Genomic DNA, 25,909 nt, shown 5'->3' with positions numbered 1-25,909 from the left:
ATCAACCGGATGACTTTTTTGAACTTTTTACACGAGAACAGCGACAAACTATTAGAGCTGAGTTTTGAACACCTGGGGCTTACCCTACTGTCAATACTATTGGCTTGTGTGATTGCTATTCCTACGGGGATTTGGATTGCCGGCCGGGATGCATGGTCGCGGTGGGTACTTGGTGCGGCAGGGATTTTGCAAACGATCCCTAGCATTGCCTTGTTGGGAAGCCTGATTCCCCTCTTGGGTATTGGTGTTAAACCTGCCATTTTTGCTCTACTACTTTATGCTATTCTACCGATTCTGCGGAATACATTCACGGGGCTTCAGGGCGTCGACCCTGCAGTGCGTGAAGCCGCTGCCGGTATGGGGATGACCAAGTGGCAAATGTTGCAAAAGGTAGAATTGCCGCTGGCTTTGCCTGTGATTTTGGCAGGCATACGTACGGCAGCTGTGATTAATGTAGGCGTAGCTACGCTTGCTGCCTATATTGGAGCGGGGGGCTTGGGGGAATTTATCTTCGGAGGTATTGCGCTCAATAACAGCCAGATGATTTTGGCGGGAGCCATTCCTGCTGCAATATTGGCAATTTTATTCGATCAAGGATTAGCATTGTTAAGTAAGAAGCGGAAACAACACCCCTCGGCCCTTTTATTATTGATCCCCCTCTTGGGATGGATGGCTTGGCGAGGGCCGGTGGATACAGAGCTGCTCTCGGCCGCGTTCGACCCCGAGTTTTCAGAGCGATCCGATGGCCTTCCTAGTATAGAGCAGCAGTACCCGGGCATAGCATTCAATACTCTGATCTTAAATGCCGGTTTGCTGTATCGCGCAGTAGCCGAAGGCGAGGTAGAAATCATAAGTGGTTATTCTACCGATGGTCGCGTCAAAGCCTATGATCTCAAAGTTTTGGAAGATGATCAGCATGCTTTTCCGCCTTATCAGTGTGCCGCTTTATTGAATGGCAAAACCGCATTGAAGTACCCGGAATTAAGACCAATTATAGAGCTGCTAAGTGATAAAATAAGCGACAGTCTCATGACGAGGCTCAATTATGAGGTAGACCACCTGCACCGATCAGTGAGTGAGGTCGCTACCGGTTTTTTGCGCCAACAAAACCTGTGGCAAGCGCCTGATGGCGAGCGCAAGGGGAAAATACTCATTGGCTCCAAGCTTTTTACAGAACAATACCTCCTGGTAGAAATTTTTCGCCAGCTTATTGAAGGTCACACTAGCATCGGAGTAGTTGCAAAGCCGGGACTAGGGGGAACCAAGATTTGCTACGATGCCTTGCGTACGGGCGAGATTGATATCTATCCTGAATATACCGGTACGGGATTTCAAGTATTGCTACAGCCTACTGACAGTATCCGGGATGTCATTTTTACCAATGCCGATGCTGTGTATGATTATGTGAAAGAAAATTGTGAGCAAAAAGATGGAGTGCTTTGGCTTAGTCCACTAGGGTTTAATAATACTTACGCCCTGATGACAAGGGCTGTGCTAGCGAAAGAGAAAGGTTGGAAGAGGATAAGTGACTTGCTGGAAGAGTGAAAATAAGGTGATATAGCAGCCCCAAGTGGAGGGCCCACCCTCTTGCCAGATCGCCGAAACCGCCCCTGGCCAAACGACCGTATAGGGCGTGCGTCTATCTCTGCTGCCAGAGCGGCAACAGCCAAGCAATACGCAAAAAAAAACAACCGCTGAATGCCCCGTGACAAACTGGGGGTAGTGACCTTCGATGTTCTTAGTATTTGTCAGTTTACTAAGAGTGTGTAAAGGTATGAAATTTTTAATAAAAACATGAAGTGTTTTCATTTTTTAAATAAAAAACAAAAAAAACACCTACGCAAGGTCGGTACATCTTTGACGTAAGATTGTACGAATAATTTCTTCTACGGGAACTTTTCCGTTCTCCTCTACTGTTAGGGTGGACAGTTACAAAAAACTACCTACCATGTTTTGCCTTCATAACCTCTCGATTTTCAGCATGCTTACTGTGGATACGGCCGGGCTGACTAGCATTGGTTGACGAATTCCCAATATGCTGAAAACCTCCGCTCCTCTTTATTAGAGAGGGGGATCACCAATTTTTTAGCTGAATTAGCAAGACTATTTAGGGCTAAGTGATGTGCTCATCTACTTGCTCTAGTGCTTAGTGCTTGACTATCAAAATTTACGGTTATGGATCGTTCTTCACTAGACTTCCTCCTGGAAGTGCTGGAAGGCCAGCGCCGTGTATTCTATTATGCCAAGGATGAATACGCCCGCTACCTTTTAGAAAGACAAACGCTACCCGCTGCCCAAAAAATCAAAACAATTGCCAATAGTCGTTGGGGGCGTTTATTGGATCGGCCGCTGCTACAACAAGCTCGTGGCAACTGGGGTGATGGTATGCTTGACTTCAATCGGCTACAGCTTATTCGTGCCGCAGACCCGTTGTCTTTTCGCCTTAGCTTTGGCCAGTGGGGGCAGGAGCGTCATTTTTCCCGCAATTGGGCACAGACGTCTCGTCCGGGATACAATTTGGTGCTGCAGTTAAACTTTGCCAGCGACCACAATCGCGAGTACCAACAATTGGTGAATGGCACACACCGGCATCCTTTCAAATATTGGGGGCACCCAAGCCGGGCAGCAGGCAAAGAGTTTACCCTGGCTTGGGCACGGATCGACCTCAGCGAAAACCTGGAAGAAGCCCTCATTGAGGAGGTACAGACCGACTGGTGGAAAGCTGCCAACGAGGAGGTCATCGAGCACCGGCACCGCAAACGCGACGCCAATGGAAACTGGCGAGAATGGACCACCAAGCGTAGTCGCCACAGCCTGGAGGTAGACAAATACGAACACTACCTCCAGCAGGTGCTAAAAGCTTACGGAAAGGTGTGGGCCGAAGCCATGCTCACTGCTACCTTACGCTTCTTGTGGGAAGAAATAGGGGTGAGCCGCATCTTTTATCATACCTACGACGCCGGCTGTATGCTCAAAAATTGTAAACCGCCCAAGTCGTTGTACACCCAGCTTCCCAAGCGTTTTTGCTTCGAAAAGACCGCCGATATCCCGAGTTTTCTCGAAAAACGTGTGAAAAAGCTGTCTCCAAAGTTGGGCGATAAGCCTGCATTTTGGTTGCTTTAGCAGCTTCTTGTCTTTGGGCAGCCGGCAGCGCACCACCATCCTTCGGGTGGTGGTGCTCGCCGCCGCGCTATTCGCCCCCTGGGGGAGGCTACTATCGCTGCCGCTCCTCCTCCGTCCGGCGTGTTACGGGCGGTTGCCCTGCACACCTTTTTTATTATATGTCCGATGTGGGTTTGGGCTTCATTTGCGCCGGCGTGCTGAATTGTGATAACCTATTGGGCCCCGCCTTATATTTCCTTATAATGCCTCATATGGTTCAATAACTCTATGTGCCTTTGGTGGTTCAAAATGGGCCGGCGTGCTAAATCGTGAATCCAACCTATTGGACCCCGCCTTATATTTCCTTATAATCCCTCATATGGTTCAATAAAAATATCTTTGGTGCCTTTGGTGGTTCCAAACAACAACCCCTAGTATATGGATAATAACAACCCGACCTCCCCGCATTGGCATCGCACTCGTTCCGAACCCGGCCCAGACCTGAAGCTTTTCAAGGTACGCTTCGACTGGATGGTGAACCCGCGTAATGGACATGAAGAGAAAATGATTCTGTTGGAAGGGGGCAATTCTGTACAGGTAGTAGCAGAAACAGCCACGGGCGAAATTCTCTTGGTGAAACAATACCGCTTCGGCGTCCGGGAATACCTATATGAGCTACCGGGCGGACTGATTGACGCTGGTGAAGCCCCCCTCACTGCCGCCCGCCGGGAACTACTAGAAGAAACGGGATACCGGGCTTCTTTATGGAATTCCCTCGGTAGTCACCCTTCTAACCCCGCATTTATGGAAGGTTTTGTTCACCACTTTTCTGCCAGAAATGTTACCCTGGCAGGCGCTCTTCAAATGGATGATGGCGAAGATATCAGGCTGGTGGCCATGCCGCGCGACAAGGTGAAACAGCGTCTACTCACTGGCGGTTTTAAGCACCCCCATACCGTTTGTGCACTGCTGGCCTTCTTTGCAGAAGACTTTAGTTGACGAGTAAAAGGTACTGCCTATTTGATAGGAAGCAGTAGGCCGAATCTGCGGCAATGAAAATCTTATCCTAATTGTATACTGATATCTTCAATGTCAATAAGCCTCTTTTAGCACTAAGAAAAGATAAGTAGTACCGAAGGCGACAATACCATCTTCGGGGGAGTAGTAGACCTCAAAATAGCGGCTTCCTAATTCCTGGCGTTCGGAGGTAACATTGCTGAATTCCCTGCCTCCAAGGGTAATGTTTCCAAGTCTTCGGCCTCCTGGGCAGGGCCTATTGTTTTTGATGTCTACAGCTAGTGCAGGGTCTCGAAGGTTTACGTCGCCATCATTGAAACCAATGCCGCGTACCTCTAAAAAATCGACTGGAAGTATTTCCGGATTCAGTTGAGGGTCTTCGCATAATTCAGGCTTCAAAGCAACCACTAGCTTCGCACCAAGTTCATTACACACAAATTCAAAAGAGGCCCGATTACCAGCGTAGCGGTAGTCGATGAATTCGCCCGGTCGATCTGGATGTGGAAAAGTTTTTAGATAGCTGTATTCACTTTGCAGAATAGGCTGATTCATTTGGAAGATATAACTCAGACCGTCTTCATTTTCGAAAACAAGGGTACGTTTGTCGTAATAAGGGGTAAAGTTGGGTGTTTCATCCGTAAAGGCGAAAAAACCTAAACTAACCGTCTCGTTAACGACTACCGGAGCCTGCCGAACAATGGGGTCGGTACAGGCGCACAAGAGGAAGATAGGTAGCAACAAATAAAGTATTCTTTTTGCCATCGGAAGAGGGTTTATAAAAGGAGTTCTCCCTTTTCAATAAAGTTAGCGCTAATTTGTTGAATATCAACTGCTATGTTCCGGACATTTGTGGGGTGTTTTATCCCTTAGCCGGACTATTGATGGAGATTTGTAGAAGAGGAGGTGCCACTTTGCGTCTCTAGGATAGAAGGTGTCGAGGTTTTATTTGTGGTAATGACCCACAGAGATCGTCACAGCGTTCTCCAGCGTTGCCTCGTTGAACTTTATAGTCTTTGTTTGATAAACCAGTGCGCAGGCCAGCAGGCCGAAGCTCGGTAAGCGGAGCGCGCAGGGACTAAGGATGGGAGGATTGAAAAGACGGACAGCCTGACGCCACCGTAGGTAGGCGGAGGCCCATAATAATTTAGGCACGATTGCTAGTAGAGGAAGGTGTTCCTCTTTTTCTTTTCCACCACGAAAGCAGGAGCACACCACCAATTACCAAGACGGCTCCGAGCCATTGCCAGTTTCCGAAGCTTTCTCCTAGAAATACAGCTGCCAGCATGATGGTAGAAATGGGCCCAACGCTGCTGATGATAGATGCTGGTCCGGCTCCCAGTCGGCGGATACCTTCGGCAACCATAAAACTCGGTATTACAGTTGCTAGCATGGCCATGCCAAAGCAGTGCCAGTAGACGGGCGCCGGAAAATCGAAAAGTGCCCACTGGTGTTGGATGCCGTGGTGGATAATAATGGCAAAGCAAGCGATGCTCATCGTGATTGAATTGTAGCGCAGTGTACCCATTTTGGGTAAAAACTCTCCGCTGCCCATCAAGTAAATGGCAAAAGCCAGGGCACTGCCAAAGGATAAGGCTACCCCTCGCCAGAAGAATTCGCCCTGTGCCAGTTCGACCGATTGCGAAAATGCCAGGGCTATACCGATGTAAGAAAGCAATACTGCACCCGCTTCGCCCCAACTGATACGGCGCTTGAGGAAAATAGCTGAAAGTAGTAATACCAGGGTAGGGTAGGTGAAGAGAATGAGCCGACCCAGACTGGCAGTGAGGTATTGTAAAGACCAAAAATCGAATAGGCTGGCTACATAATAACCCATGATGCCTAGCACAATGATTTGTCCCCAGTGCTTTTTGCTCAATTGGAAGTCACTGGCTTTTCGTTGCTTTTGGCTGTATGCAGCTGCTATCAAGAAGAAGGGGAGGGAGAAAGCCATGCGCAAAGCTACCAGCGAGACACTGTCGGCACCGTAGCGGTAGGCCAGCTTAATAAAAATGGCCTTGCTACTGTAGCCAATAGCACCCACAAAAACCAATAAAAAGGCAAGACTAGTGGCGCTGAAAACAAGCGTTCTGTTACTCATTGACCAAAGGTAATGGTATCCTTTTAAGTGGGATAAAAAAAGGCGGCTGCAAATCCGATTTGCAGCCGCTAATAAGAATTATATAAATTATATGAAAACTTCTAGAAAGAGCACAAGTCTAGGTTTAGCTAGGTTGTCTCGATCAATCAATTGCTTGGTAACGCCGTTGCCGTAATTGCGTTGATCCATCCGTGCATTGGAGGTGAACAGGTCGATAGAACTAATTTGGACTGTGGAGTGAATAACTACCAAGTAAAGCCAAAATAACAATTAGGTATTTCATGTTTTTTTAGTTTCACTATTTTGAATGATAGCTTTGCCATAAAGTACTTATGCCTACTTTTGGTTCATGAATTAGATCATCCATAAAATTCGCTTATGTTCCCCCAGCTTGTACAGGAAATAATGGCTCTCGGTCGGCTCGATTGGGTCGTTACGCTCACTGCATTGGTATACGTGGTATTATCGGCAAGGAATAATGCCTGGTGCTGGCCTTTTGGCATCGTCAGTTGTGCACTTTGGGCTTATGTTTCTTATGGTTATGGATTGTATTCTGATGTGTTGCTGCAAGTGTTTTATGTAGCGATGGGCTTCTGGGGCTTATACAATTGGCAAAGAGGTAGTGAGGAGGGTGGCGTAATGCGCATCAGCCGAATGAAAAAAGAAGATCACCTCTTATATCTTGTTGTTGGCATAGCTGGAGGGTTGCTACTTGGTTACCTCTTTAGTTATACAAATGCTGAGGCTACTTACTGGGATGCGTTTACGACCTCTTTTTCTGTGCTGGCCACGATAATGTTGGTACGCCGCCAACTAGAGAATTGGTATTACTGGTTTGTCGTTGATTTGGCTTATGCGGGGTTGTATTACAGCCGAGGAGCAGTATTGTTTGCCTTGCTAATGGTCATTTATACGGTTATTGTAGTATATGCTTATTACACCTGGCGGAAGCAAGTAAAAGAGTAATTGTTTATTTAGATTAAGTCTAAATAGGTGAAAACTATAAATTTTGGATTTGCCCCATTGTCATTAAAACAAAGAACCTTTATATCTTTGTCGAGTTTTAAGGCTCACTTCTTGGATAACTCCTTGATTTTGAGCTGTTTAGTGAGTTTTTTGCGCAATTAAGCAGACCACACAAACGGTAACCATTATAATGAAAAGTATCCTCAACAAAGCTGTGCTGACCTTAGGTACGCTTTTTATGGCATTCGAGCTTTCAGCCCAAAATGAGGGAGCTAGCGGGTCCAATATCTTTATTTATACCTTGGTTGGTATTGCCGTGATCCTCTTTTTCGGCATGCTGATCAACGTTGCAGACAACCTGATTGGCATTGAAGCCAAACAGAATAATATCGACGTAGAAGATGGCGGCCTTGCATTGATTCCTGGCTTCAAGCACCTTTTTGGCGGTAAAGTCGCTGATTACACGGCGAATAGCCCTGTAACCATTCTACGCCGCGGCCACGATATTTTGCTGGAAGGCGAAGCTACCGGAGCGGTTAAAGAAGCAAGTGGTGTAACCCGCTTCGCTGTACAACCTCCCAGCTTCCGCGGCTTGCAGCCAATTCCTAAAATGACGGTAGAAGTTGGTGCATCAGTTAAGGCTGGTGACCAAATTTTCTTCGATAAGCAAATGCCGGACGTAGCTTTCGTTGCTCCTGTAAGTGGCGAAGTGATTGAGCTTAATCGCGGTGCGAAGCGTGCAATCGCTGAGATCGTAATCTTGGCTGATAAAAAGCAAGAATACCGTACTTTCAGTCAGCCTGATATGAAGACAGCTGACCGGGAGACGATCGTCAATTTCATGAAAGAAAGCGGTGGGTGGTCTTTACTGCGCCAGCGTCCTTATAATACGATTCCTAACCCGGAAGTTACACCTCGCGATATTTTCGTGAGCACTTTTGATTCTGCTCCTTTGGCTCCTGATAGCGCCGTTGTGGTTGCAGGCCAGGAAGCAGCTTTCCAAGGAGGTGTTGATGTTCTGGCTCGTCTTACCGATGGGCAAGTGCATTTGGGCCTTGATGGCCGCGGTGATACGGCTCCTCCAGCTGTCTTTACGCAAGCGGCTAATGCATCTAAGCGTTACTTTAAGGGCAAACACCCAGTAGGTAATGTTGGGGTGCAAATTCACCATACTGCTCCTGTAGGTGGCAGTGATACTGTTTGGGTATTAGGTGTACAGGAAGTGATCACCTTGGGTAAATTGTTCCAGGAAGGTCGTTTTGATGTTTCTCGTGTTGTTGCACTGACAGGATCTGAATTGGAAACACCCCACTACGTACGTACCTACGCTGGTGCTAATGTTGGAGAGTTACTCAAAGGTCTTCTAAAAGAAGAGCATGTGCGCGTCATTTCAGGCGATGTGCTTTCTGGTGAGCAAAAGGCGATGAACAACTATCTCAACTTCTACGATGATCAAATTACAGTGATCAAAGAAGGTGACTACTTTGAAATGTTCGGTTGGTTGTTGCCATTGAGCCCACGGCCTACAATTTCCAATACTTTCCCCAACTTCCTCTTCCCGAAGGTGAAGTTTGAAGGAGATACCAATACGCATGGTGAAAAGCGTGCTTTTGTAGTGACCAATGACTACGAGCAGGTGATGCCAATGGATGTCTACCCACAGCAAATTATGAAGTCTATCCTGATCAATGATATTGAGCGGATGGAAGGCCTCGGAATTCTGGAACTGGTAGAAGAGGATGTTGCACTTTGTGAATTCGTTTGTGTATCCAAGCAACCCCTTCAGCAGATTTTGCGCGAAGGATTGGAAACCATGCGTGAGCAAGGCTAGGAAACAGCACGAAAATAAAAGTGATTTTGTTTTTTATAATAGTTGAATAAACGATTCATTTCAAGTGTTTTAACTATTTGAAAAACTCAAAAAAATCGCGTTTTATTTTCTGCGCAATGCTAGGACAAATAATTAAGATTAAACAATAACTCAGTATACTCGATAATATGAAAAAGGCACTGCTCAATTTCTTCGAGCGCATCGAACCGGACAAGGCAAAGTCTCCACTTTTGCATACCGCTTACGACGCTTTTTTCACCTTCGCCTTTACTCCTGATACGGTTACGGCCAAAGGAGTTCACATTCGCGATGGTATGGATTTGAAGCGCACCATGGTTACCGTGGTAGTTGCGCTCCAACTCCTCTACGTTTTTGGCACTTATAATATCGGTAATCAGCATTTCCATGCTTTGGGGATGTACACCGGTACATTTGAGGCTATCCACCTTAAAATATTCTACGGTCTGGTAAAGATTCTCCCCATCTTTGTGGTAACCCACGTTGTTGGTTTGGGTGTTGAATTTTACTACGCCGCCAAGAAAGGGCACGCTGTAGAAGAAGGTTTCCTTGTTTCTGGTGCATTGATTCCATTGATCATGCCTCCTGATATTCCATTATGGATTCTTTCTGTTGCAATCATCTTTGCGGTTGTTATTGGTAAAGAAGCTTTTGGTGGTACAGGCATGAACATCCTGAATATTGCATTGCTGGCACGGGTATTCGTTTTCTTTGCTTACCCAACTTATATCTCTGGTGATGAAGTATGGATTGCAGGTATCGAAAAAGTAGGTGCTGGTGCTTATGCTAGCCAGGAGTACGGTGGTATTTATGGTATCCTCGATAGCATCTTCGGATCTTTTGGATGGGCAACTTTTGGTGAAGGCAAACAGGCTGTCGTTGATGGCTTTACGGGTGCTACACCGCTGGGGCTTGCCGCCAAAGGTGGTTGGGCAGCTGTTACCGAGCATTATTCGGTAAGCGATATGTGGTGGGGACACATCCCTGGTTCTATCGGTGAAACATCTAAGCCGCTAATCCTGTTAGGTGCTTTGATGCTCGTATTTACTAAGGTGGCAGACTGGCGTATCATGGTTTCTGCAATTGTTGGCTTTGTAGCCTGTGGATTGATGATCAATGGTATTGCACCCGATACTTTCGGGCCTGAGACCGACGGCATTTTCAAATTCATGGCAGTGCCTTGGTACTACCATTTCTATATGGGTAGCTTCTTCTTCGCTATGGCGTTTATGGCTACCGATCCTGTTACGGGAGCATCTACGGCTACAGGTAAGTGGATTTACGGTTTCTTCATTGGCTTCATTGGCTTGATAATCCGTATCCTTAACCCTGCTTATCCGGAAGGGTGGATGCTGGCCATTCTGTTCATGAATGTCTTTGCTCCGCTGATCGACCATTACGTGTTTGAAGCAAATGTAAATCGCCGTGCTAAGCGGCAGGCAGCATTGGCCAAAGCACGTGGAGAACAGTAAGTGTAGAATAAAAAACAATAAGAAGGCAGGGTGATACCCTAATAGAGCACTGCCGGATTGTTATAAAAGTTAAATACGATGGATAAGAATAGCACGAATTACGTTTTATTTTTCGTCGTTACGATGACGGTGATTGTGGCTTTTGCTTTGACGAGTATTCGTCAGGCGACCAAAGCTACTGCTGATCAGAACGAAGATATTTTCAATAAGCGAGCCGTTTTGGCGGCGGTAAATGATTACCTCGGCATGGGCGAAAACGTTGGTGCCAACGATCTTACCGATGAGCAGGTGCTGGAAATCTTTAACGAGAAAGTAGAGCAAACAACGCTCAATACACAAGGACAAGAAGTAGACGGCATAATGGCCGAGGATATAGATATGGCTAAAGAGAAGAAGAAAGACGAGAGTGAGCGTGTTCTTCCTCTGTTTAAGTACGCATACGAAGGCCAGGAATTCTATATTCTTTCTGTTCGTGGTAATGGACTATGGGATGAAATATGGGGAAATATCGCCCTGAAAAGTGATATTAGCACCATTGCTGGTGCTTCTTTTGACCACAAGGGCGAAACCCCTGGTCTGGGAGCTGAAATCAAGGATAATCCTACCTTCTCGGATAACTTTAAGGATAAAGAAATTTTCCGCGATGGTGAGTTTGTGTCTGTAAAAGTTCGTAAAGGCGGTGCTCAGGACCCTACCTACGAAGTAGATGGTATCTCTGGTGCTACAGTTACGGCTGACGGCGTTGATAAAATGCTGCGTAGTGGTATTGCACTTTATCTTCCTTACTTGAATAAGATCAAAGGGAGTGGCATGGAATCCATGCTTCAGGAGTAAGCCTCAATAATTAAGAAATTAACAATTCAACCAAAAAGCAATACAATGGCTGAGGTGAAAAATGTGGAAGAAGTAAAAGAGCCTTTATTCGGCAAAGTCGAAAAGAAGCTCATGACTGATCCTCTCAACGATAACAACCCAATTACGGTACAGGTATTGGGTATTTGTTCTGCGCTGGCAGTAACATCTCTGGTTTATCCATCGGTGGTGATGTCTATCGCCGTAATTTTTGTTTGTGGATTTTCCAGCTTGTTTACGTCCTTGTTGCGTAATGCTATCCCCAAGGCGGTGCGGATGATTGTACAGTTGGTGATCATCGCTACCTTGGTAACCTTGGTAGAAATGGCGCTGAAGTACTTTAACTATCCTGTTTACAAGCAGCTCTCGGTTTATATCGGTCTGATCATTACGAACTGTATCGTAATGGGCCGTCTGGAAGCCTTCGCTATGGCCAATAAGCCTTGGCGTTCTTTTGTAGATGGTATCGGTAACGGTGTTGGCTACGGAGCTATCCTTATTGCTGTGGGTGTAGTACGTGAGATTTTTGGCAAAGGCACCCTCTTCGCAGGTAGCCCTATCGAGATGAAATTGATCGGCGCTAATGCAGGTAAGGTTGAATACATGATTAATACTGCTGCCGAATCTGGTTTGGGCAGTTGGTTTGGTTGGTACGCCAACAATAACCTGATGGTATTGCCTGCTGCGGCAATGTTTATCATTGGTATTATGATTTGGATTCAGCGTAGCTACAATACTAAGCTGGTCGACGTATCTTAATATTATTGTGCTGTTCCTTAATTCACAAAGTTTAGTGATTGGAATGCCTGATTTTCTTGTAAAAGCGTAAAATCAGCAGAACAAAATCTCCACTTTTAAAATTTATGTTCTCATGGGAGAATTTATCAATATTTTCATCAAGTCGGCCTTTATCGAAAACATGGTATTGGCTTACTTCCTTGGTATGTGTTCTTACCTGGCAGTTTCAAAGTCAGTGAATACAGCCTTTGGACTGGGGCTTGCCGTTATCTTCGTACTGGGTGTTACGATGCCGATCAACTGGTTGATCAATGAATACCTTCTGAGTGAAACGGGCCTCTTTGGCCAAGATTTGACCTTCTTGCGCTTCATCCTCTTTATTGCGGTGATTGCCTCTATGGTACAGCTGGTAGAGATGGTCGTAGAGAAATTCTCACCTGCCCTTTATTCGGCACTGGGGATTTTCCTTCCGCTGATTACAGTAAACTGTGCAATCCTTGGTGGATCTCTGTTTATGGTTTCACGGGAATATAACCTGAGCAACTCTATCGCCTTTGGTTTAGGTGGTGGCTTTGGCTGGTTCCTGGCGATTATTGCTATCGCGGCGATCCGCGAGAAAATCCGTTACTCAGATGTGCCTCCTGCGCTACGCGGCTTGGGTATGGCATTTATCTTGACGGGATTGATGGGAATCGCCTTTATGAGTCTCATGGGTATTGACCCTGCGGTATTTGCTGGTCCTAAGTAAGGATGAGTATAATTAGTGAACTGACAATTTATAGCTGATGATTATCATATTATACGCGGTTATTGTTTTTACAGCAATTATTCTGCTTTTGTCTTTCATGCTCATTGTAGCACGGAAACGTCTAGTACCACAGGGTGAGGTCAAGATCATCGTGAATGGCGATGAAGAGAACCCACTGATGGTGCAGCCAGGTGGTACGCTACTAGGCGCCCTGTCTGAGCAGAATATTTTCCTGCCATCTGCATGTGGCGGTGGTGGTACTTGTGCCATGTGTGAATGTCACGTTGATGCTGGTGGTGGAGACGTACTGCCTACTGAAATGAACCACCTTACTCGTAAGGAAGCTGCTGAAAATAAGCGCCTTTCTTGTCAGGTAAAAGTTCGTCAGGACATGCAGGTACGTATTCCTGAGGAAATCTTTGGTATCAAGAAGTTTGAGTGTACGGTAGTTTCTAACTACAACGTAGCCTCCTTTATTAAGGAGTTTGTTGTACGCTTACCTGAAGGAGAAGAGATGGACTTCGAATCCGGCGGTTACATTCAGATTGATGTGCCTGTAGTTACGGTTGATTATAAGAACTTCGACATCAGTGCTCACCCTGAGCACCACGGTGATGATCCTAATAAATTTCAGGATGAATGGGATAAGTTCAAGTTGTGGGACCTGAAGATGGTCAACGATGAAGAGCAGTTCCGTGCCTATTCTATGGCCAACCACCCTGCGGAAGGTGATATCATCATGTTGAATATCCGGATTGCTACTCCTCCATTCGACCGTGCTACCAACGGTTGGATGAATGTAAATCCTGGTGTATGTTCTTCCTATGTATTCGATCAGAAGCCTGGCGATAAAGTAACCATCTCTGGTCCTTACGGTGAATTTTTCATCAAGCCGACTAAGAAGGAAATGGTATACATTGGTGGTGGAGCTGGTATGGCGCCGTTGCGTTCGCACCTCTTCCACTTGTTTCACACCCTGAAGACGACCGACCGTAAAGTGTCTTTCTGGTATGGTGGACGTACCAAGCGCGAGTTGTTCTACATCGAACAATTCCGTAAAATCGAAAAAGAATTCCCAAACTTCCGCTTCTACGTGGCACTGGATAACCCACTACCCGAAGACAACTGGCAAGTAAAGGAAGATACAGAATCTCCTGGTGATGGTTTCAAGGGATACATCATGCCGGTTGTGATGGAGCAGTACCTCACCAAGCACCCCGAGCCGGAAGAAATCGAGTACTACTTCTGTGGTCCTCCATTGATGAACGCTTCAGTAATTAATGCCCTCGACGAGCTAGGTGTTCCTGAAGAGAACATCGCCTTTGATGATTTCGGAGGGTAAGGGACTAGCTTGGCTTTAGCCAAGCGTAGTCAGCTAAATGAAAAGCCTGCTTCTGTAACAAGAAGCAGGCTTTTTGTTTGTTGGGGTTAGCTGGACTTTCGGCAAAATGCCGAAAGTCGTAGAGGGACGCGCGTCGATTGTATCGCCACTTTGAGTAAAGTGTAGAGGGGCTTTATCTTCGGTGATTACCTACGGTGATCGTCACTGCGTTCCTCAGAGTTGTCCCTGCGTTCCTCGGAGTTGATGACGCTAGTAGAAACGGCTAATAAATTTCCCAACATCGGCTTTTATAATCGAAGTTGGGATCAATGCTTAATGGTCTACTATCCCTCTAGCCTTTGCCCTGAGGGCGCGAAGCAGCCCGCATCAAGTACCTAATACCATGAGTTTTGCCTTGTAAAAGCATCTTTTGAACAGCACAGTAAGGCGTCACCCTACCCCACAAACCCCTCCCATCGCTGCATATACTTGATAAATTTCTCCCCCAGCCCTTCTTGGCGCAGATAGGCTTTGGATACTGGAGTATCCGTAGGGGTAAAATCAGCATCTTCCATCACTTTTAAAGGAAAATCGTGATGCAGGATGCCCGAGCGGCCGATGGAAACGAAATCTACGCCAGCATCAAGAATTTCACGTACTTGTTTTCCTGTTTGAATCTTTCCTGCTACCGTCCATAAGACTTGCTTGAAGTCGAGATCAGCAAAGTGGGCTAGTAACGATTTGTCTTGAAACTGTTCCTCATGGGGGAGCTTGAAGCAATCCCATAATGAGATGTCAAGAAAGTCGATCTGCCCCTCGTCGATTAGTCGCTGGCAGACTTCTTTGACTTCTAGTAAATCCATGCCAAACCGTTCTGGCGAAAGGCGAACACCCAGGAGGAACTCATGGCCGCAAGCAGTTCTGATGCCGTTGACGATTTCAAATAACAAACGAGCTCTATTTGTTAAACCTCCTCCGTACTCATCCGTCCGATGGTTGATTTTAGAGCTTAAGAATTGAGTTAAGATATAGCCGTGTGCGCCGTGAACTTCTACGCCATCATAACCGCTTTCTTTTGCGCGAAGAGCGGCTTTGATAAAGTCATCTCTTAACTGCTGTACTTCTTGCAGTGACAATCCGCGAGCGCCGTGTTTTCCACTGTCGGAAGGGCAAACCGGAGCTTGCCCGATCAATTCAGCAGGGGATCGCATACCCGCGTGGTGCAATTGAATCACAGCGAGGCTACCGTGTGCTTTTATACCGGCGCTTAGCCTTTGGTGTCCGGTAATATGCTGGTCTGAAAAAATGCCTAACTGTCCTGGGAATCCTTTTCCGATTTCCTGAACGTGTGAGGCGCACGTCATGACCAGCCCAAACTGCCCTTTTGCCCTCATGGTCAGCCAGTGGTATTCGTCGTCGGAGAGGCGGCCATCCTCAAAGCTTTGGGTGTTGGTCATAGGGGCCAGCATGAACCTATTTTTCATAGCGACTCCGCAAGGGAAGTGAAGGAGCATTTCTGGAGTTGTTTCCATGAGGAGAAGTTGGTTGTATTTTGCTATATTATACTAAACATTATCCTATGCGATTAAACAATTTAGATTGATTTACGAAAGCATCAAAAAGAATAATAAACTCCACCTTGGAGTACTATTTATCATTGCCTGCTGTTGGAGGTGGGTAGCTGGTGATCATATTCCGTCTGAATTATTTGACTATTGGTGGTTTCCTACCTTCAGTTACTGTCTTATTGCAGTAGCTATTGGGGAGATTAGTAGAAGGCTACTCGTTCGATATTCTTTTATTTCACCAACAAAAAACTGGCACAAAGACAAAAGAGATGAACGAGAGGACAGGCATGCCACCTATCTCGCGATTCTTTGGGCAGTGATAGGATTAATTTATACTGTTTATCTTATTTATTATCCTCATTCTGCGACCATTTCAATGCTACTTTGAAAATATGCTTCATGGCCTCGTGAGGAAAATCCTCTTCGGGGTTAATAGATAATACCTTTATCTGCTTGCGCCCATCACTGATAAGCAAAGGGTGATCAATTTTATGTCCATCGATAAAACCGATGTAAGGATGGCGGGTTTTCTTATCCATCCATAGGTAGCAGAAGTTTTTGCCTTGGTAGGTAAAGAAAGGCGAACTCCATTTCCATGCCACGCTTACTCCTGGATGTAGCGCCAAAATGTAGTCATGTAGCGCTAGCAAGGTTCCCTGTAGCGGCTCTTCTTGATTAAGAAAGAAGTTGGTAAGTTTATCTTGCATAGGCTCAGTCTTTTTGCTTGGAGTAATGAGTAGTTACCCCTGTTTTTTAGATAGAAATGGGAGCTTGAGCACTAAAGGAGTGCGTAAGACAGCGTCTGGAGCACGGGGTGCCGAGGAACGATGGCATAGCTCCCCCTAAAAAAATAACCAACCAATAACTATTTAAATCACCCCCACTTCAGCGTCCTGTACCCAGCCTGTTCGGCCATCCACAAGTTCTACCTTGCTCCACCCTTCGAAGTTATCGAGTAGGCGTACGCGGAGGCCTTCATGCACCTCAAAGTCGATCTCGGTGTCTGTACCCGGAGCAATTCTTACCTCTACTTTTTTGAAAAGAATGACGGCCTGATCGGCACGTGCAAGTGCCTTGGTTCTGCTGTTAGCGAAGAAGATAAAGAGGATGGCCAGCAATATCAACATTGCGCCGTAGAAAGGGAGTTGTGCTGCTCGCTTGGTTGGGTACCAGGCCGGAGTGCCGGCGCCGTTGCGAAACCACAACCAGTTCATCAATATAGCCGCACCGATAAAGGTGAAAAAAATAGCCAATACGCCCCAAGTGTCGGGTTGTAGCCTGGCCGCAACGCGGTGCCACCAATCGTAGAGAAAAAAGGTGGGAATAGGGAGTAGCCCGTCCTCTTGTTCATTCCTGAGCAGGTCCAGATTTTTTCGGATTTCTTTATCATAAGGGGCTAGCTTTTTTGCTTTTTCCATCTGTAAAATGGCGGGCCCAAGCTTTTCTGTCCGGTAGTATGCCAAACCCAGGTTGTAGTGCAACCCGGGCGAGGAATAGCCCTCACTTAGCAGTTGTTCATAAGCACCGATGGCCAGGGGGTAACGTTGGGCATCCAACTGTTGAAAAGCTGTTTGCGCACGTTCTTCCGCCGACTGGCTCCAGCCGCCAGTAACTACAAGAAGTAAACTCACTAGAACAAATATTCTACGCATAATATTTCCATTTTTTGAACACCACAAATTTAAGGAAAGTCGGAATAAAGGTGTAGGGGGTTGGAAAAGTGTAAACGTTCGCACCCAGCTCGCGGCGCCCCAATCGTACCAGTGCGATCATACATTAAGGTTGCACCCAGCACCCTAGGGCACTTAAAGTCGGAGATCGGAAGAGGGAAATCGGAATTATATGAGCCAAGGTCGCGACGCATTGCGACGCCACGACTATGCTTCTCTAATCCTTGTTTTCCATCCAACAATCCAACAATCCAACAATCAAACCTGAAACCAATCCGCAATCTTCCGATCATTACTTAACCGAGGCACCTTGTTTTGTCCACCCAGCTTTCCCTGCGTTTTCATATAGTTGCGGAAAGCATCTTTTGGGAGAGGCCGAACAACAAGTGGTCGCAAAATCCCCCCGGCAATCAAATCCTGGTAATAAATATTTTGGGCCACCATTGTTTCATTGAGTTTGCGGGTAAAGTCGTCCAAGTCGGCGGGGGGGTGTTCAAATTCAACCAGCCATTCGTGGTAGGGGAGGCCTCCTTCTGGCGGACTAATCTGAGGAGCCACCGTAAATTCGGTCGTACGAACCTCTGTTCCTTGGGTAACTTCCAGCATGGCCGTCTCTACTTCTTTGCCAATCACGTGCTCGCCAAAAGCGGAGATGAAGTGCTTGATACGGCCCGTGACCTTAATACGGTAGGGTTGGGTGCTTACAAACTCTACCGTGTCACCAATATTGTAACCCCACAAGCCTGCATTGTTGTTGATGATGATGGCGTAGTTGACCCCCAGTTCTACCTCGGCCAAGGAAAGGCGGGTAGGGTTCTCGTTGAAAATTTCGTCAGCAGGAACAAACTCGAAGAAGATGCCACTGGCGACATTTAGCAGTAACCCTGGCTCCGCCTGGCTATCCTGAAAGGCGATGAACCCCTCGCTGGCCGGGTAGGTTTCGACACTGTCGAGGCGTTTGCCTACCAGCTCTTCCAGTGCTCCCCGGTAAGGTTCAAAATTGACGCCACCGTAAACAAAGACGTCATAGTTTGGGAAGATATCCTTGACGTATTTTTTGCCGGTTTTTTCCAGCAGCCGCTCGTAATACATCTGTACCCAGGGTGGTATTCCGCTGATCAGGCGCATATCGGCGGGGAGTGTTTCCGCAACGATACGCTCTAACTTGGTTTCCCAATCCTCAATGATGTTGGTGTCGTAGGAGGGGAGTTGGTTGGTGCGTAGCCACGCCGGCACCTGATGGTTGACAATTCCCGATAGGCGGCCCGTTTTGATGCCTCCTACCTCTTCCAGCTCCGGGCTGCCTGAAAGGAAAATCAGCTTGCCGTCCATCCATTGGCCTTTACCCGTGCGAGCGTAGTAATTGAAGAGGGCATTACGGGCCGTGCCAAAATGATTGGGCAGACTGTCCTTCGTCAGCGGAATATATTTCACGCCCGAAGTAGTGCCACTGGTTTTGGCAAAATAAGCCGGTTTACCTGGCCAAAGCACATTTTCTTCCCCTTGCTTGATGTACTCAATATAAGGCTTCAGGTCTTCGTAGTCGCGCAGTGGCACCTGCTCGCGGAAGGCTTCGTAGCTGGTGTTGGCCGTAAGCTGATGATCACGTCCAAATCGGGTTTGTGCTACACCACGCATCAGGTCTCTAAAAACGGATTCCTGTGCTACCAAAGGTGCTGAAGACCAGCGATCGATGCTTTTAGCAATCAAGTTGGCAAAAGGGCGGGTAAGTTTTGATTTCCAGGCTGCCATACAGGAGTTAATGTTTTGTAATTAGATCGCAGAAACCTAAAACAGGTTTTGAAAAAAAATGATCTCGGGGAATCGCCCATTGGCAAAGAAAAAATCCCGAATACTGTTCACTTACAGTACTCGGGAACTCACCTTACAAAGGTAAAAAAACGAGGAACAGCACGAAAATAAATTTCTATTTCGTTTTTTCAATAGCAAGCTAAATAGTTCACATTAAGTGTACTGGCTATTTGAAAACCTTAGAGAAATGGAACTTAGTTCTCTGTGCAATAAGAGACCTAGTCACGTAGGTCTTCTACGTAGTAACTGGGGTACTTGTTTTTGTTGAAGCCAAAGTAACCACTGGCAAATTGCTTGTTAGCGTTTACATTTTTCAACTTGAACGTATAGCGGCTTCCGTCTTTAGCAAATGCTTTTACCTCTACAATTTCCTTATTGTCACGGGCTACCAACATCCGCAATTTAGCATACTCACTGCTACGATCGGTGGGTTTGAATTCGATGATATGTACCACCTTGCCATTCTCGGTGCGGGTATCAATCAGGGTATAAATAAACTCACCATTATCGTAGAAATTAAAGATCGACTGTGGGGACAGGAGTCCGGTATCCTCGCCAGGAGCAGGGAGTGTATTGATTTGCACCGACTGATTACCGTGCATAACAAGGTACAAAGCATTGCCGTCAGAGAATATTTCCTGACCACCAAACTCTACCCGGTACTTGTCGCCGCTGCGGGCCAGTTTACCCTGCTGGGTTTCTTTTGGCTGCTCTGGAAATTCAATGTCCAAAGCAAAATCAGCTTCAATCGAAGAATAGGCTTCGTATTTCTGCCGTACCTGATCCAGGATTTTGCGTGCCTCCGGATCAGAGTCTTCGGTCTTGGTATAATCTTGGGCGTAAGTACTCACGGTAAAGAGTAAAGCAAGGCTGGTAATTATCAGTTGTTTAAACATAGTCATCTTGGGTTGTTTATTCCGAGCATTTAACGTCCTTTAGACGCAGCTTATTGGTGTTTGGAACACACAAAGAACGTTAATGTTTTGCTAAATGCAGGAGAAAAAAGGGCTTCAATTTTGAGGGGCTTCTTCTAAGTTATTAGTTACGTAAACCAAAAGACTGGTCTTTATAACAAGAAGCTAGTTTATGTGGGCAGCTGGCCTCGCCTGGCGGCTGGCCACCGCGCTATCCGCTCTCATGCAGTGCGCAGCAATGCATACCGCTACTATCGCTGCTGCTCCGCTCCCGATGAAAAAAACGGGATGCGGCGGGATCGGCTGTTCGCTCCACGCTGAAAGTGTGATTGGGGTGCGAGGTGCGGGCAGAGTGCGAGGTGCGGTGAAAGCTTCCTGTTTTCCAATTCCGATTTTCTACTTTGGGTTTTGAGGGTGCGGCCCAAATGTATGATCGCACTGGTACGATTGGCCTCACCTGAATGTATGATCGTGTTGATACGATCAGCCCAACTCAATCGACACCCTAAAACCAGTGCGCAGGCCAGCAGGCCGGAGCGCGAGGCCCGGAGGGACTAAGGACAAGAGGATGGGCGGAAGCGATAGCGACCAGACAGCCTGGTGCCGTAGGGGCGTGTGCGCAGCAACGCCACTACCGGCATGGCCCATGATAAATAGTGAGGCAAGCTCTAAGATTCTAATCCAATCCTCTTACCTTTGCGGCCCTATAGTATATTCCTAATCAAGTAGTGGTCACAAAACCTAAAATTGTGGCCATTAGAACATATCCGCAAGATGAAATTCGGAACGAAGTGCATTCATGCTGGCCTTTCTCCTGACCCGGCTACAGGAGCAGTTATGACGCCCATTTACCAAACCTCTACTTACGCTCAGGAAGAGCCTGGTAAACACAAGGGTTTTGAGTATGCCCGTACACAGAATCCGACACGATCAGCCTTGGAACGCAACCTGGCTCGTCTGGAAAACGGTAAGCACGCAATTACTTTCAGCAGTGGCCTAGCTGCGATGGATGCGGTGATGCGCCTGCTGCAGCCTGGTGACGAAATCATCGCGACGAACGACCTCTATGGCGGTTCTTACCGGCAGATGGTAAAGGTACACCAGCGCTATGGTATCAAGACTCATTTTGTAAATCTTGGGAACATTGATAAGCTCCAAAAGCAGATCAATAAGAATACGAAGCTTATCTGGATTGAAACGCCAACCAATCCGATGCTCAAGTTGGTAGATATCGAAACGGTTACTGCCATTGCCAAGGTCAAGGGGATCATGACTTGTGTAGACAATACCTTCGCCAGTCCTGTGCTTCAAAACCCTTTGAATATGGGGGCGGATATCGTTTTGCACTCTGCTACTAAATACCTCGGTGGACACAGTGATGTGGTGATGGGAGCACTGGTTGTCAATAAAGATAAGATTGCAGATCAGTTGTATTTTCTGCAAAATGCCGTTGGGGCTATCCCTGGCCCACAGGATTGTTTCCTGATGCTTCGGGGTATCAAAACCTTGCACTTACGGGTAGAACGCTCTTGTAAAAATGCCCGCAAGATTGCTAAATATCTGGTGGCGCACCCTAAGGTCGGCAAGGTCTACTATCCTGGCCTAAAGGACCACCCACAGCATGAGCTAGCCAAGCGACAGATGAAAGACTTTGGCGGGATGGTTTCCTTTGATTTTCCTAAAGGTACCTTCGAGACTGCTAATAAAGTTTTGGCCAACACCCGTTACTTTACGCTGGCGGAAAGCCTGGGCGGTGTGGAAAGCCTCATCGGCCATCCTGCGAGTATGACCCACGCATCTATCCCGAAGGCTGACCGCCTAAAGGTAGGGCTAACGGATAGCCTCATCCGCCTAAGCGTGGGTGTGGAAGATGTTGATGATCTGATCGCAGATTTGGAAGAAGCGTTCAGAAATGTATAAAAAAACATAACTTTAAAGGAAGAGGTTACCAACGAAAAAGGTAACCTCTTTTTTTGAATAAATTTATTTTAGCGTCCACTGAAATTCCAATAAGATGATCCGCAATCACCGCTCTGAACTCCTCTCTGACAACTGGTACATTCTCCGTAAGCACACCTATGAATTTCGGCAACGAGATGGCGAATGGGTAGAACAAGTACGTGAAGCTTACGACCGTGGCAATGGCGCGGCGATACTTTTGTACAACAAAGCACAAGCGACCGTGCTGCTTACCCGCCAATTTCGCTTGCCCACCTTCCTGAACGGTAATTCTGACGGGATGATGATAGAGGCGTGTGCTGGCCTATTGGATGAGGCCGACCCCGCCGAATGCGTACGCCGGGAGACGGAAGAGGAAACAGGCTACCGCATTCAGGAGGTTAAAAAAGTGATGGAGGCTTATATGTCGCCCGGGGCAGTCACGGAAATTCTTTACCTCTTCATCGGTGCCTACGAAGCCCACCAAAAAGTAAGCGAAGGCGGCGGACTGGCCGAAGAAACCGAAGACATCGAAGTACTGGAATATACGCTCGACCAGGCGATGGCGATGGTAAAATCTGGCGAGATCAAGGACGCGAAAACCATTATGTTGTTGCAGTATGCAAAGTTGAATGGGGTGGTTTAGGGGGAAGGTATTTTCATCTCAAGAGACAATTTTAGAGATTTTGTCAAAAAAAAAAATTTCCGCAACTTTCGGGCAAGCCCTTGTGGTACAAACTCCTCAAAAAGAAGTGCAGAATACCGGAAAAGCCTAATTTTAGTGAGCAAACTAAAGAAAATGAAAAAGAGAAGCCAAATTGTTTCATTTCTACGGGAAATTGCCATCGTGGTCCTTGGGGTATTGATTGCTGTTTCAGTAAGTAATTACAAAGAAAGAAAAGACAATGAGAAGTATATCGAACAAACACTCTTGGCGATTGAAAACGAAATTAGGTTGAGCAACAATGAGGTAGATACTGTGCTAAAAAAACATGTCAAACTTTTTGAAATCCTGGAAGAACAAATAGAGGAAAAGGATCAGACACTCGGTGAATTGGTGGCAAATTCGGGTGGCTTTCAAGTCGCATCCATCAAGAATGTAAGCTTAAGGTTTTTCGTCTCCAACAAAGCCGAATTGCTTGATTTCAAGCTCATTTCGCAACTGTTAGATATTGAGTTACAAACAAACCTGCTTTCAGATAAAGTAAAAAGATTTGCGGATTTTGCCTATGAGCACGTTAACGACAAAGAGGAAGAGGTGATGTTGAAATTCGCCTATCTCCTAGCGGACGTAATTGATGGAGAGCAGACGCTTTTGGCATCCTATTCGGATTTCTTAGCGTTGGAGGAGAATAAAAAATATTTAAAAGATGGTACTCAATAAAGCCTAAATTAATCGGTAAGCCAAACGGATGAAATGCGCTTTCATACTATAGACATTATCGAAAACTTCCATCAGGGGTGATAAATGTTCAACTTGATTCAGCCCCACAAATATCGAAAAAACCGAAGTATGAAACTTCCAAAAATACTAGTATTGCTCGGCGGCGTTGTATTATGGGTTTTACTTGACATGTTCTTGCCCACCGAAGAAGAACGAGAAAAAGCCAAACTAAAAGAAATAGGCAATAGAAATATATTGGAAAAGCAGTTAGTAGGAAAGTGGAACCATAATGACTACCCTGCCGGGCTGGACAATGATAGATGTTACCACCTCTTGAGTGCAGACGCAAGTTATACTTATCGGGGCATCGAGAAAAGCAAGATGTATGGGGGTGGGCACTGGTCCATCCGCCTCAGTGACTCCGTTTTATTAATCGAAAAAAAACCTCCCCATGACGACATCATCTATAAAATAAAAGAAATATCGCCCGACCATGTGCGTCTGCAGCAAATTGGGAAGGATAGCCTCACCAGGTTGACAGAATGGTTCCGGCACCCATGAAATCCCGATGAAACGGTGAAAGACTCTCCAGCCTATGCAACGCAAGCAACTCCCTTACTCCACCAAATACCCATAAGCCCGCAATAGCTTCTGTAAGCGTTTAAAATCCTTGGTTCGCACCAGTATACGATAGCCTTCTGCCTTGCTGCAAAGTTCCCGGATCTTTTCGTCCTGAGCTAATAGTTGCAAGAGCTTCTGATCATTGGGATTGATTGAAAAGACGAGGAATTCTTCTTCGGTTAGCGGATTGGCCTTTTGCGAAAGCTCCTTAAAGAAGGTCTGCCAATTGGAGGGGAGGTCACCTGGAAAGAGGGTGCTAAAAAGATCAATCTTCTGCTTTAAATCCTTTGCTGTATTGCAGTCTTGCAAAAACATATCGGCATTGGTCTGGAAGCGTTTACTGCCTACGGGCCGCGCAAAAGATGCAATGGCACGGCTGGCCAATTCCATGTCGCCGGCAGTTAGCAAAATGGAGAGAACATCGTCAGAGAGTTCCAACTCAAAGGGCTGCGTGATTTCAGATTCGTATTCATCTGTGTATCCTAAAACATAGGCTCCCAAGGGGGTAAGTCGAATATATCTCACGCCATCGTAGGGACTGTCACAGGTGTAGCCAATCCCTTTACAATTGGGCTCTTCGCACACCAGGTCAAGGAGCCCCCAGGCCGCAAAGAGGAACAGGTGCGCACGTAGGATCGGCCACTGGATAAGTTTCTGCCCGTAAAAGGGAGCAACCTCCATTGTCGTAGAAAAAGAACTGCTTGTAAATTCTCCTGGAACCTCCAGCATTAAGCGGTTCAACTCTCTGGGTTCAACAAAATCAATATGGTAGGCGGTTCTCTCCTTTTGATGCTGCCAGTCTTTATGCTCTACCCAACCTTGTTCGTAGAGCGGCTGAAAGTACTCCACTGAATCATGCTCCACCTTCCGGAAAGCGGGCGCTCTTAAGCTGGAAACGCCATTAACGTACGTCAGTAAATGCAGGGCGGAACGAAATTGCTGGGGGTAGGTTTTCGTAAAAAGATGTTTGATCAAATCCGGCGGACTTGCATTATTGGGCAAATCATCCAGCTGCAACAAGAGGCTGGCCAGCATATTGGCCCGCATATGCATGAGTTCCTTTTGCTTGGTCGCCGGATAAAATTCCGTAAGTGCCAACTTTTTACCCAAAGCGCGGATGGAAGCAGCATTGGGGCGCCCTTTTTTACTGAGTTTAGGGCGCTTGTTGTTCAGGAAAATAATTAACCCCGGCAACTCTCGTAAGATCAGCTCTTCCCCATAAAAGACATTCATCTTTTTTGCACTATCAGGCAACTCCGGATAAGACGGCAGCCTTGCCTCAATCGGCGAAGAGAGAATAGCGACGATCTTTTGCAGCAGCTTGGGCAACAGGAAGACAATTTTAGCTTCTCTGCCATAATAATAACTATACGGCTCGCGGTAGGGTAAGACACGAAACTGGGGCAGTAGTTTTATACTCGGCCGATTGTAACGGTGCATTCCACCTTCCTGGTATTCTTTTTCATAGGTGGTAATTGCCAGTTCTTTCTCAATCATCAAATGACTCAGTGGCCCCTTCAAGGCCAGGTATTCCATCAAGGTCTTCACCTCAGGGTCAAGGGTTGCTACAAAACGCTGATACAAGCTCTTGGACATGAACGGCAAACTACACACCTTGATCATCAAAGATTTCTGAGGGGAGCGGTTGCCATAAGTCGCCCACTCGCGATAGATAGCCGAAGCAGCAGGCAACTGACTCAAAATCAGCTTCCGCTCTTTTTTTACGAAAGGCACTGCCAAGCGCCAAAAGGTTTGCGACAAATCGTTCTTAGTCAATTCATCAAAACCTTCTGCAACATCACTCGTTTTCCAGCCTAAATTTCCATCTTCTTGTATCAT

The 25,909-nt window shown here is 46.6% G+C and carries 22 protein-coding genes; 14 read left to right on the top strand and 8 right to left on the bottom strand.

Annotation, left to right across the window (positions count from 1 at the left end):
• The first annotated feature begins 9 nt into the window (after positions 1–9).
• The 3 genes from ACRBG0_RS08395 (at position 10) to ACRBG0_RS08385 (ending at position 4,101) form a co-directional block, all read left to right on the top strand.
• Complete coding sequence (locus tag ACRBG0_RS08395; RefSeq protein ID WP_431486452.1) at positions 10–1,545, top strand: ABC transporter permease/substrate-binding protein; 1,536 nt, start codon at positions 10–12, stop codon at positions 1,543–1,545.
• 630 nt (positions 1,546–2,175) lie between these two features.
• Complete coding sequence (locus ACRBG0_RS08390) at positions 2,176–3,123, top strand: hypothetical protein (protein WP_431486451.1); 948 nt, start codon at positions 2,176–2,178, stop codon at positions 3,121–3,123.
• 417 nt (positions 3,124–3,540) lie between these two features.
• Positions 3,541–4,101, top strand: a complete 561-nt coding sequence (locus tag ACRBG0_RS08385) for an NUDIX hydrolase (RefSeq protein WP_431486450.1) — start codon at positions 3,541–3,543, stop codon at positions 4,099–4,101.
• A 93-nt stretch (positions 4,102–4,194) separates the two neighbouring features.
• Here the strand turns inward: ACRBG0_RS08385 and ACRBG0_RS08380 are convergent, their stop codons facing one another.
• Both ACRBG0_RS08380 and ACRBG0_RS08375 read right to left on the bottom strand, forming a co-directional pair.
• Complete coding sequence (locus ACRBG0_RS08380; protein WP_431486449.1) at positions 4,195–4,881, bottom strand: hypothetical protein; 687 nt, start codon at positions 4,879–4,881, stop codon at positions 4,195–4,197.
• 382 nt (positions 4,882–5,263) lie between these two features.
• Entirely contained in the window at positions 5,264–6,217 is a 954-nt protein-coding gene (locus tag ACRBG0_RS08375) for a DMT family transporter (RefSeq protein ID WP_431486448.1), read from the bottom strand.
• Positions 6,218–6,595: 378 nt separating this feature from the next.
• Between ACRBG0_RS08375 and pnuC the strand changes: the two genes are divergently transcribed.
• The 7 genes from pnuC (at position 6,596) to nqrF (ending at position 14,184) form a co-directional block, all read left to right on the top strand.
• Positions 6,596–7,183, top strand: coding sequence for a nicotinamide riboside transporter PnuC (gene pnuC, locus ACRBG0_RS08370; protein ID WP_431486447.1), 588 nt, complete (start codon positions 6,596–6,598; stop codon positions 7,181–7,183).
• A 190-nt stretch (positions 7,184–7,373) separates the two neighbouring features.
• Positions 7,374–9,014 carry a Na(+)-translocating NADH-quinone reductase subunit A gene (locus ACRBG0_RS08365; RefSeq protein WP_431486446.1) on the top strand — a complete coding sequence of 547 codons (1,641 nt, stop codon included), beginning with the start codon at positions 7,374–7,376 and terminating at the stop codon, positions 9,012–9,014.
• A gap of 167 nt (positions 9,015–9,181) precedes the next feature.
• Positions 9,182–10,504 carry an NADH:ubiquinone reductase (Na(+)-transporting) subunit B gene (locus ACRBG0_RS08360; protein ID WP_431486445.1) on the top strand — a complete coding sequence of 441 codons (1,323 nt, stop codon included), beginning with the start codon at positions 9,182–9,184 and terminating at the stop codon, positions 10,502–10,504.
• Between the two features lie 78 nt (positions 10,505–10,582).
• The gene (nqrC, locus tag ACRBG0_RS08355; RefSeq protein ID WP_431486444.1) at positions 10,583–11,338 is read left to right on the top strand and encodes an NADH:ubiquinone reductase (Na(+)-transporting) subunit C; all 756 of its coding nucleotides are present in this window, start codon (positions 10,583–10,585) and stop codon (positions 11,336–11,338) included.
• 45 nt (positions 11,339–11,383) lie between these two features.
• Positions 11,384–12,115 carry an NADH:ubiquinone reductase (Na(+)-transporting) subunit D gene (locus ACRBG0_RS08350; protein WP_020536938.1) on the top strand — a complete coding sequence of 244 codons (732 nt, stop codon included), beginning with the start codon at positions 11,384–11,386 and terminating at the stop codon, positions 12,113–12,115.
• 112 nt (positions 12,116–12,227) lie between these two features.
• Complete coding sequence (nqrE, locus tag ACRBG0_RS08345) at positions 12,228–12,842, top strand: NADH:ubiquinone reductase (Na(+)-transporting) subunit E (RefSeq protein ID WP_020536939.1); 615 nt, start codon at positions 12,228–12,230, stop codon at positions 12,840–12,842.
• A 37-nt stretch (positions 12,843–12,879) separates the two neighbouring features.
• Positions 12,880–14,184, top strand: a complete 1,305-nt coding sequence (nqrF, locus tag ACRBG0_RS08340; protein WP_020536940.1) for an NADH:ubiquinone reductase (Na(+)-transporting) subunit F — start codon at positions 12,880–12,882, stop codon at positions 14,182–14,184.
• A 434-nt stretch (positions 14,185–14,618) separates the two neighbouring features.
• On the opposite strand, the gene ACRBG0_RS08335 is transcribed toward nqrF, so the two are convergent.
• The 5 genes from ACRBG0_RS08335 to ACRBG0_RS08315 all read right to left on the bottom strand — a co-directional run bounded on the left by ACRBG0_RS08335 (position 14,619) and on the right by ACRBG0_RS08315 (position 20,115).
• Positions 14,619–15,695 carry an NADH:flavin oxidoreductase gene (locus ACRBG0_RS08335; RefSeq protein ID WP_431486443.1) on the bottom strand — a complete coding sequence of 359 codons (1,077 nt, stop codon included), beginning with the start codon at positions 15,693–15,695 and terminating at the stop codon, positions 14,619–14,621.
• Positions 15,696–16,075: 380 nt separating this feature from the next.
• Complete coding sequence (locus ACRBG0_RS08330) at positions 16,076–16,438, bottom strand: DUF1801 domain-containing protein (protein WP_431486442.1); 363 nt, start codon at positions 16,436–16,438, stop codon at positions 16,076–16,078.
• 162 nt (positions 16,439–16,600) lie between these two features.
• A complete protein-coding gene (locus ACRBG0_RS08325) occupies positions 16,601–17,383 on the bottom strand; it encodes an SH3 domain-containing protein (protein ID WP_431486441.1) in 783 nt (260 codons plus the stop codon).
• Between the two features lie 276 nt (positions 17,384–17,659).
• Positions 17,660–19,153, bottom strand: a complete 1,494-nt coding sequence (locus tag ACRBG0_RS08320) for a GH3 auxin-responsive promoter family protein (protein ID WP_431486440.1) — start codon at positions 19,151–19,153, stop codon at positions 17,660–17,662.
• A gap of 278 nt (positions 19,154–19,431) precedes the next feature.
• The gene (locus tag ACRBG0_RS08315) at positions 19,432–20,115 is read right to left on the bottom strand and encodes a LolA family protein (RefSeq protein WP_431486439.1); all 684 of its coding nucleotides are present in this window, start codon (positions 20,113–20,115) and stop codon (positions 19,432–19,434) included.
• Between the two features lie 786 nt (positions 20,116–20,901).
• Between ACRBG0_RS08315 and ACRBG0_RS08310 the strand changes: the two genes are divergently transcribed.
• The 4 genes from ACRBG0_RS08310 to ACRBG0_RS08295 all read left to right on the top strand — a co-directional run bounded on the left by ACRBG0_RS08310 (position 20,902) and on the right by ACRBG0_RS08295 (position 24,010).
• Positions 20,902–22,047 carry a cystathionine gamma-synthase gene (locus tag ACRBG0_RS08310; RefSeq protein WP_431486438.1) on the top strand — a complete coding sequence of 382 codons (1,146 nt, stop codon included), beginning with the start codon at positions 20,902–20,904 and terminating at the stop codon, positions 22,045–22,047.
• Between the two features lie 94 nt (positions 22,048–22,141).
• A complete protein-coding gene (locus ACRBG0_RS08305; protein WP_431486437.1) occupies positions 22,142–22,711 on the top strand; it encodes an NUDIX domain-containing protein in 570 nt (189 codons plus the stop codon).
• A 153-nt stretch (positions 22,712–22,864) separates the two neighbouring features.
• Complete coding sequence (locus ACRBG0_RS08300) at positions 22,865–23,449, top strand: hypothetical protein (protein WP_431486436.1); 585 nt, start codon at positions 22,865–22,867, stop codon at positions 23,447–23,449.
• 129 nt (positions 23,450–23,578) lie between these two features.
• Positions 23,579–24,010 carry a hypothetical protein gene (locus ACRBG0_RS08295; RefSeq protein WP_431486435.1) on the top strand — a complete coding sequence of 144 codons (432 nt, stop codon included), beginning with the start codon at positions 23,579–23,581 and terminating at the stop codon, positions 24,008–24,010.
• Positions 24,011–24,064: 54 nt separating this feature from the next.
• On the opposite strand, the gene ACRBG0_RS08290 is transcribed toward ACRBG0_RS08295, so the two are convergent.
• On the bottom strand, positions 24,065–25,909 hold the full coding sequence (locus ACRBG0_RS08290) for a hypothetical protein (RefSeq protein ID WP_431486434.1): 1,845 nt from the start codon (positions 25,907–25,909) through the stop codon (positions 24,065–24,067).

This window comes from Lewinella sp., from assembly GCF_050633125.1.
In the GTDB taxonomy this organism is placed as follows: Bacteria; Bacteroidota; Bacteroidia; order Chitinophagales; family Saprospiraceae; genus Lewinella.
Note: the sequence above shows the minus strand (reverse complement) of the source record. Positions and strands in the feature narration are given on the sequence as shown.